Source organism: Kitasatospora sp. NPDC002227, assembly GCF_040296285.1.
GTDB lineage: Bacteria > Actinomycetota > Actinomycetes > Streptomycetales > Streptomycetaceae > Kitasatospora.
The window spans coordinates 228,357-235,235 of record NZ_JBEOWY010000007.1 but is presented as its reverse complement, the minus strand read 5'-3'; the positions used below and the strand labels follow the sequence as shown (position 1 = coordinate 235,235).

Here is a 6,879-nt window from a genome sequence, read left to right as displayed (position 1 = left end):
GCCAGCTGGTCCAGGTCGAGCTCCCCGGCCCGCAGCGCGGTCCGTAGCCAGCCCTCCACGGAGGTGGATGGTTGGCAGCGCAGTTCCCCGCGCCCCTTGATCGTGCGACTAGAGCTTGCGGAGCAGGGCTCGGCGGACCTTGTGGTCGGCGCCCTTCTGCAGGATCAGGTTGGCGCGGCCCCGGTTGGGGAGGACGTTCTCCAGCAGGTTGGGCTTGTTGATGGTGCGCCAGACCTGACGGCCGTACTCCAGGGCCTCCTCCTCCGGCACTTCGGTGAAGCGGCGGAAGTACGAGCTCGGGTCGAGGAAGGCCGTGTCGCGAAGCTTGCGGAAGCGCTCCAGGTACCAGCGCTCGATGTCGTCGGTGCGGGCGTCGACGTAGATCGAGAAGTCGAAGTAGTCCGCGACCGCGAGCCGGGTGCGCCCGTCGGTGCCCGGCAGCGCGGGCTGCAGCACGTTCAGGCCCTCGACGATCAGGATGTCCGGCCGCTCCACCACCAGGCGCTCGTCCGGGACGATGTCGTAGACCAGGTGTGAGTAGACCGGGGCGGAGACGCTCTCCTTGCCCGCCTTCACGTCCGCGACGAACCGCAGCAGCGCCCGGCGGTCGTACGACTCGGGGAAGCCCTTGCGGGCCATCAGGCCGCGGCGGCGCAGCTCGGCGTTGGGGAGCAGGAAGCCGTCGGTGGTGACCAGCTCGACCCGGGGGTGCTCGGGCCAGCGGGCCAGCAGGGCCTGCAGCAGGCGGGCGGTGGTGGACTTGCCCACCGCGACGGAGCCGGCCACGCCGATCACGAAGGGGGTGCGGGTCTGCTCGGTGTCCTGGGTGTCCAGGAAGGTGCCGACGGCGCCGCGCAGCTCGTGGGTGGCGTGGATGTACAGGTTCAGCAGCCGGGACAGCGGCAGGTAGACGTCACGCACCTCGTCCAGGTCCAGCGCCGTGCCCAGGCCGCGGAGCTGTTCGACCTCCTCGGCGCTGAGCGGCAGCGGAGTGCGTTCGCGCAGGGCGCTCCACTCGGCTCGGCTCAGATCCACGTACGGGGAGGGGGAGGGCGTCTGGACGCCCCGCGTACAGAGTTCGGTCAGCACGTGCTCCATTGTGAGCCGTCCGGTGGGCACCGGGTGCTGTGGTATCGGTCACTAGGGGTGGCCGACGGTGCGGTGAGGGTGTCGCCCGGGGGCGCTTATGCTGCTCAGATGTGCGGAATCGTAGGTTATGTGGGCTCATCCTCAGCCCTTGACGTAGTGATCAGCGGTCTGTCGCGACTCGAGTACCGAGGGTATGACTCGGCCGGTGTCGCGGTGCAGACCCGAGGCGCCGACGGGCAGTGGGCCCTCGCGACCGACAAGAAGGCCGGCAAGCTGGCCAATCTGCAGAAGTCCCTCGCCGAGACCCCTCTCCCGGCGGGCACCACCGGCATCGGCCACACCCGTTGGGCCACCCACGGCGGTCCGACCGACGCCAACGCCCACCCCCACCTGGACGACGACCGTCGGGTGGCCGTGGTGCACAACGGCATCATCGAGAACTTCGCCCAGCTGCGGGCCGAGATCGCCGAGCGCGGTCACACCCTCCGCTCGGAGACGGACACCGAGGTCGTCGCCCACCTGCTCGGCGAGGCGTACGCCGGTGACCTGGCCGAGGCCATGCGCGTGGTCTGCCGCCAGCTGGACGGCGCCTTCACCCTGGTCGCCGTGCACGCCGACGCCCCCGACGTGGTGGTCGGCGCCCGCCGGAACTCGCCGCTGGTGGTCGGGCGCGGCGAGGGCGAGAACTTCCTCGCCTCCGACGTGGCCGCCTTCATCGCGTACACCCGCGAGGCCGTCGAGCTGGGCCAGGACCAGGTCGTCGAGCTGCGCCGCGAGGGCGTGACCGTCACCAACTTCGACGGCACCCCCGCCGAGGTGCGCGAGTACCACGTGGACTGGGACGCCTCGGCCGCCGAGAAGGGCGGCTACGACTACTTCATGCTCAAGGAGATCGCCGAGCAGCCGAAGGCCGTCGCCGACACCCTGCTCGGCCGGATCGGCACCGACGGCCGGCTGACCCTGGACGAGCTGCGGATCGACGACTCCGTCCTGCGCGAGATCGACAAGGTCGTCATCATCGCCTGCGGCACCGCGTACCACGCGGGCATGATCGCCAAGTACGCGATCGAGCACTGGAACCGCATCCCGTGCGAGGTCGAGGTCGCCTCGGAGTTCCGCTACCGCGACCCGATCATGAACGCCCGCACCCTGGTCATCGCCATCTCGCAGTCCGGCGAGACCATGGACACCCTGATGGCGCTGCGGCACGCGCGCGAGCAGGGCGCCAAGGTGCTGGCGATCTGCAACACCAACGGCTCGACCATCCCGCGTGAGTCGGACGCCGTGCTCTACACCCACGCCGGTCCGGAGGTCGCGGTCGCCTCGACCAAGGCGTTCCTGACCCAGCTGGTGGCCTGCTACCTGGTCGCGCTGTACCTGGGCCAGGTCCGTGGCACCAAGTGGGGCGACGAGATCTTCGAGATCATCCGTGAGCTCGGGGACGCGCCGAAGGCGATCGAGCAGGTGCTGGAGACCATGGAGCCGGTGCGGGAACTGGCGCAGTCGCTGGCCGACGCCAAGTCGGTGCTCTTCCTCGGCCGGCACGTGGGCTTCCCGGTCGCCCTGGAGGGTGCGCTCAAGCTCAAGGAGCTCGCGTACATGCACGCCGAGGGCTTCGCCGCCGGTGAGCTCAAGCACGGCCCGATCGCCCTGATCGAGGAGGGCCTGCCGGTCGTCGTGGTCGTGCCGTCCCCGCGCGGCCGCTCGATCCTGCACGACAAGATCGTCTCCAACATCCAGGAGATCCGGGCCCGTGGCGCCCGCACCATCGTGATCGCCGAGGAGGGCGACGAGGCCGTCGTCCCGTACGCGGACCACCTCATCCGCATCCCGGTCACCCCCACGCTGCTGCAGCCCCTGGTCTCGACCGTCCCCCTCCAGGTCTTCGCCTGCGAGCTGGCCACCGCCAAGGGCCACGAGGTCGACCAGCCCCGCAACCTGGCCAAGTCGGTCACGGTCGAGTAAGTCGTCCGATCCTTCGTACTTCGGCCCCCTGGCGTGTTGGTTACGCCAGGGGGCCGGTGTCGAGGGTGAAGGAGAACGGCGCGGGCAGGTCGAGCGGCTTGCCGAAGGCGACGCGGGTGGAGACGGTGTAGTCGCCCTTCTCCGGGGCGCTGAACAGCACCGCCTCGCCTTTGGTCCGGTCGATCAGCAGATAGCAGGGGATCTCGGCGGCCGCGTAGCCGCGTCGCTTGGCCTCGCGGTCCTTGGCCGGGTTGGTGGAGGTCACCTCCAGGACCAGGGCCACGCCGGACGGATCTGCCCAGGACTCCTGCGCGCGGAAGTGCCCGACCGGGGCCACCGTGCCGTCGGGAATGAAGCGCCCGCCAGGAGTGATCAGTCCCTTCCCGCCGCTGAGGTACAGCTTCTCGGTTGCCTCGCGGGCAATCGCCCAGGCGAAGCTCGCGATCACGTCCTCGTGGTTGCCGTCCGGCGGTGGGGTCACGACGATCTCCCCTTCGATGAGCTCTGCCTTGAACCCCAGTGGGGTCTCCAGCTCCAGAAACGCCCTGAGGAGCTCGTCCTCGGTGCTCAGGGGGTGCTCGACGGCTGGCATGGCGACCAAGGCCCTTCTCCCTCCTGGTTCGGCTGCTGTCAGGCGACAAGCTAGGCGCCAGGGCCGTCACCCGGAGGGGATCGAAGCGGTTCTCACTCGAAAGTGTGCCGTAAGGTCCGGGGCGACGGTTGGAGGTCAGAGTGATCATCGGGGTCGGGATCGACGTCGCGGAGATCGAGCGGTTCGGGGCTTCGCTGGAGCGGACGCCCGGAATGGCGGAGCGGCTGTTCACCGAGGGGGAGATGGTGCTGCCGTCGGGGCAGCGGCGGGGGGTGGCTTCGTTGGCAGCGCGGTTCGCGGCCAAGGAGGCGCTGGCCAAGGCGCTGGGGGCGCCGCCCGGGCTGCGGTGGACGGATGCCGAGGTGTGCCAGGAGGAGAGCGGGCGGCCGGTGCTCAAGGTGAGCGGGACGGTCGCGGAGCGGGCGGCGCTGCTCGGGGTGAAGTCGTGGCACGTGTCGCTCAGCCACGATGCGGGCGTAGCGTCGGCGGTGGTGATCGCCGAGGGCTGAGGAGTGTGCGGTGCGGCTGGCTTACAGCGTCGAGGAGATCCGGGCGGCCGAGGGCGCATTGATGGCGCGGCTGCCGGAGGGCACGTTGATGCAGCGGGCCGCCGCCGGGCTGGCGGCCGTCTGCGTGAAGCTGCTGCCGAAGGTGTACGGCAGCCGGGTGCTGGTGCTCGCGGGGAGCGGGGACAACGGGGGCGACGCGCTGTACGCGGGCGCGCGGCTGGCCCGGCGGGGGGCGTCCGTACGGGCGCTGCTGCTCGCACCCGAGCGCGCGCATGCGGGCGGCCTGGCCGAGCTGCTGGCGGCCGGGGGCCGGGTGACGGCCGACCAGGGGGAGTTCGGGCGGGCCGACCTGGTCCTTGACGGGATCGTCGGGATCGGCGGCCGGGGCGGTCTGCGGCCGTCGGCGCAGGCGTACGCGGGGATGGCGCGGCGCGGCCCGGTGGTGGCCGTCGACCTGCCGAGCGGGGTGGACGCCGACACCGGCGAGGTGCCGGGCGCTGCGCTGCGGGCGGATGTGACGGTGTGTTTCGGGGCGTACAAGCCGGGGCTGTTCACCGATCCGGGCGCCGGGTACGCCGGGGTGGTGCATCTGGTGGGCATCGGGCTGAGGATGGGCCCGGCGCCGGTGGAGGCGCTGCAGCACGCGGACGTCGCGGCGCTGCTGCCGCTGCCCGGGGCGGAGAGCGACAAGTACCGGCGCGGCGTGGTCGGGGTGGCGGCCGGGTCGGCGCGCTACCCCGGGGCGGCGGTGCTGGCGGTGGCCGGGGCGCTGCGGGGCGGGGCGGGGGCCGTGCGGTACGTGGGGTCGGCCGCCGAGGAGGTGGTGCGGCGGCATCCGGAGGCGTTGGTGCAGGGTGGCGGCCCGGCCGGGGCCGGGCGGGTGCAGGCCTGGGTGGTCGGGCCGGGCTCGGGCTCGGCGGTGGGCGGCGTGCTGGGGGAGGCGCTGGGCAGCGGGGCGCCGGTGCTGGTCGACGCGGACGGGCTGACCGAGCTGGCCCGGGGCGGCTACGGCCGGGCGGCCGTGCTCACGCCGCACACGGGGGAGGCGGCGCGGCTGCTCGCGGGCCCGGACGGTCCGCCGCCCGCGGCGGAGCTGGCGGCCGCCCGGATCGCCACGGCCCGGCGGCTGGCGGCGCGGTACCAGACGGTGGCGCTGCTGAAGGGCTCGACCACGGTGGTGGCCGAGCCGGGCGGGCGGTGCCGCGTGAACACCACCGGCACCTCCTGGCTGGCGACGGCGGGCAGCGGGGACGTCCTGGCGGGCCTGGCGGGTTCACTCCTCGCGGCGGGGCTGACGCCGTTCGACGCGGCCTCGGTGGCGGCGTACCTGCACGGGCTCGCGGGGCGGGAGGCGGCCGGACGGGGAGTCCCGGTCACCGCGCTGGACGTGGCGGAGGCTCTCCCGGCCGCCTGGCGGTCGGTTGCGCTGTCCGAGGTGACGGACTGAGGCCTGCCGCGGCGCGCAGTCCCCGCGCCCCTGACGGTGCGGGCTGCTCGTTCCAAGAGGTGGCTTCTGTCCTGTGAAAGACTGATACGCGATGACGACTGCGAAGACGACCGGGACGGCCCTGCTCACCGAAGGGGTCCGCGCGGAGGCTGCCATTGATCTGGGCGCCCTGCGCGACAACCTCGCGGCGCTGGACGCCCGTACCGGGGCCGCCGCGCTGATGGCCGTGGTCAAGTCGGACGCCTACGGCCACGGCGGTCTTCGGTGCGCCCTGGAGGCGCTCGCGGCCGGCGTCCGGTGGCTGGGGACGGCCACGCCGGAGGAGGCGCTCGCGCTGCGGGCGGCCGGGATCGGGCCGGAGCGGGCGCGGATCCTGTGCTGGCTGTGGACGCCGGGCGGCCCGTGGGCCGAGGCGCTGCGGGCCCAGGTGGACATCTCGGTGAGCGGGCTGTGGGCGCTGGAGGAGCTGGTGGCCGCCGTCCGGGAGACGGGCGTGCCGGGCCGGGTGCACCTCAAGGCGGACACCGGCCTGGGCCGCAACGGCTGCCAGCCGCACGACTGGCCCGAGCTGGTGGCCGCCGCGCTGCGCGCCCAGGCGGAGGGCCTGCTCCAGGTGGTCGGCCTGTGGTCGCACTTCGCCGCCGCGGACGAGCCCGGCCATCCCTCGATCCAGGCCCAGCTGGACGGTTTCACCGCCGCGCTGGAGCACGCCGAGTGGGCGGGCGTGCGCCCCGAGGTGCGGCACCTGGCGAACTCCCCGGCCACCCTGACGCTGCCGCAGTCGCACTACGACCTGGTCCGCACGGGCCTGGCGATGTACGGGCTCTCGCCCGTGCCGCAGCTGGGCGGGCCGGCGGACTACGGGCTGCGCCCGGTGATGTCGCTGACCGCCCGGCTGGCACTGGTCAAGCGGGTGCCCGGCGGCCACGGGGTCAGCTACGGGCACCACTACACGACGCCGCGCGAGACCACGCTCGGCCTGGTGCCGGTCGGGTACGCCGACGGCATTCCGCGCCACGCGAGCGGCACCGGCCCGGTGCTGGTGGCGGGCCGGTGGCGGCGGGTGGCCGGGCGGGTGGCGATGGACCAGTTCGTCGTCGACCTGGAGGGGGACACCCCCGAGGTCGGCGAGGAAGTGCTGCTGTTCGGCAGCGGCGAGCACGGCGAGCCCACCGCGGAGGACTGGGGTGTGGCCTGCGGCACCATCTCGTACGAGATCGTGACCCGGATCGGCGCCCGGGTGCCCCGCCGGTACTTCGGCGGCAGCGCGCTGTGAG

General features: G+C 73.0%; 6 protein-coding genes. 4 read left to right on the top strand and 2 right to left on the bottom strand.

The annotated features are described in order from the left end of the window. Positions 1-108 precede the first annotated feature (108 nt). Positions 109-1,098, bottom strand: a complete 990-nt coding sequence (coaA, locus tag ABT095_RS09335; RefSeq protein WP_350528704.1) for a type I pantothenate kinase — start codon at positions 1,096-1,098, stop codon at positions 109-111. A gap of 99 nt (positions 1,099-1,197) precedes the next feature. On the opposite strand from coaA, the gene glmS reads away from it, so the two are divergent. Further along, positions 1,198-3,054, top strand: coding sequence for a glutamine--fructose-6-phosphate transaminase (isomerizing) (gene glmS / locus ABT095_RS09330; protein ID WP_350528703.1), 1,857 nt, complete (start codon positions 1,198-1,200; stop codon positions 3,052-3,054). Positions 3,055-3,094: 40 nt separating this feature from the next. Here the strand turns inward: glmS and ABT095_RS09325 are convergent, their stop codons facing one another. After that, positions 3,095-3,646: a Uma2 family endonuclease gene (locus ABT095_RS09325; protein WP_350528718.1), complete on the bottom strand. Its 552-nt coding sequence runs from the start codon at positions 3,644-3,646 to the stop codon at positions 3,095-3,097. Between the two features lie 140 nt (positions 3,647-3,786). On the opposite strand from ABT095_RS09325, the gene ABT095_RS09320 reads away from it, so the two are divergent. The 3 genes from ABT095_RS09320 to alr all read left to right on the top strand — a co-directional run bounded on the left by ABT095_RS09320 (position 3,787) and on the right by alr (position 6,878). Further along, positions 3,787-4,155 carry a holo-ACP synthase gene (locus tag ABT095_RS09320; protein WP_350528702.1) on the top strand — a complete coding sequence of 123 codons (369 nt, stop codon included), beginning with the start codon at positions 3,787-3,789 and terminating at the stop codon, positions 4,153-4,155. A 10-nt stretch (positions 4,156-4,165) separates the two neighbouring features. Beyond that, on the top strand, positions 4,166-5,602 hold the full coding sequence (locus ABT095_RS09315; protein ID WP_350528701.1) for an NAD(P)H-hydrate dehydratase: 1,437 nt from the start codon (positions 4,166-4,168) through the stop codon (positions 5,600-5,602). Positions 5,603-5,693: 91 nt separating this feature from the next. Continuing rightward, complete coding sequence (alr, locus tag ABT095_RS09310; RefSeq protein ID WP_350528700.1) at positions 5,694-6,878, top strand: alanine racemase; 1,185 nt, start codon at positions 5,694-5,696, stop codon at positions 6,876-6,878. The last annotated feature ends 1 nt before the right edge of the window (position 6,879 follow it).

What these genes read in the sequence shown, in the direction of transcription:
- glmS (WP_350528703.1), top strand. Translation starts at nt 1,198, where the DNA reads ATGTGCGGAATCGTAGGTTATGTGGGCTCATCCTCAGCCCTTGACGTA.
- alr (WP_350528700.1), top strand. Translation starts at nt 5,694, where the DNA reads ATGACGACTGCGAAGACGACCGGGACGGCCCTGCTCACCGAAGGGGTC.
- coaA (WP_350528704.1), bottom strand. Translation starts at nt 1,098, where the DNA reads ATGGAGCACGTGCTGACCGAACTCTGTACGCGGGGCGTCCAGACGCCC.
- ABT095_RS09325 (WP_350528718.1), bottom strand. Translation starts at nt 3,646, where the DNA reads ATGCCAGCCGTCGAGCACCCCCTGAGCACCGAGGACGAGCTCCTCAGG.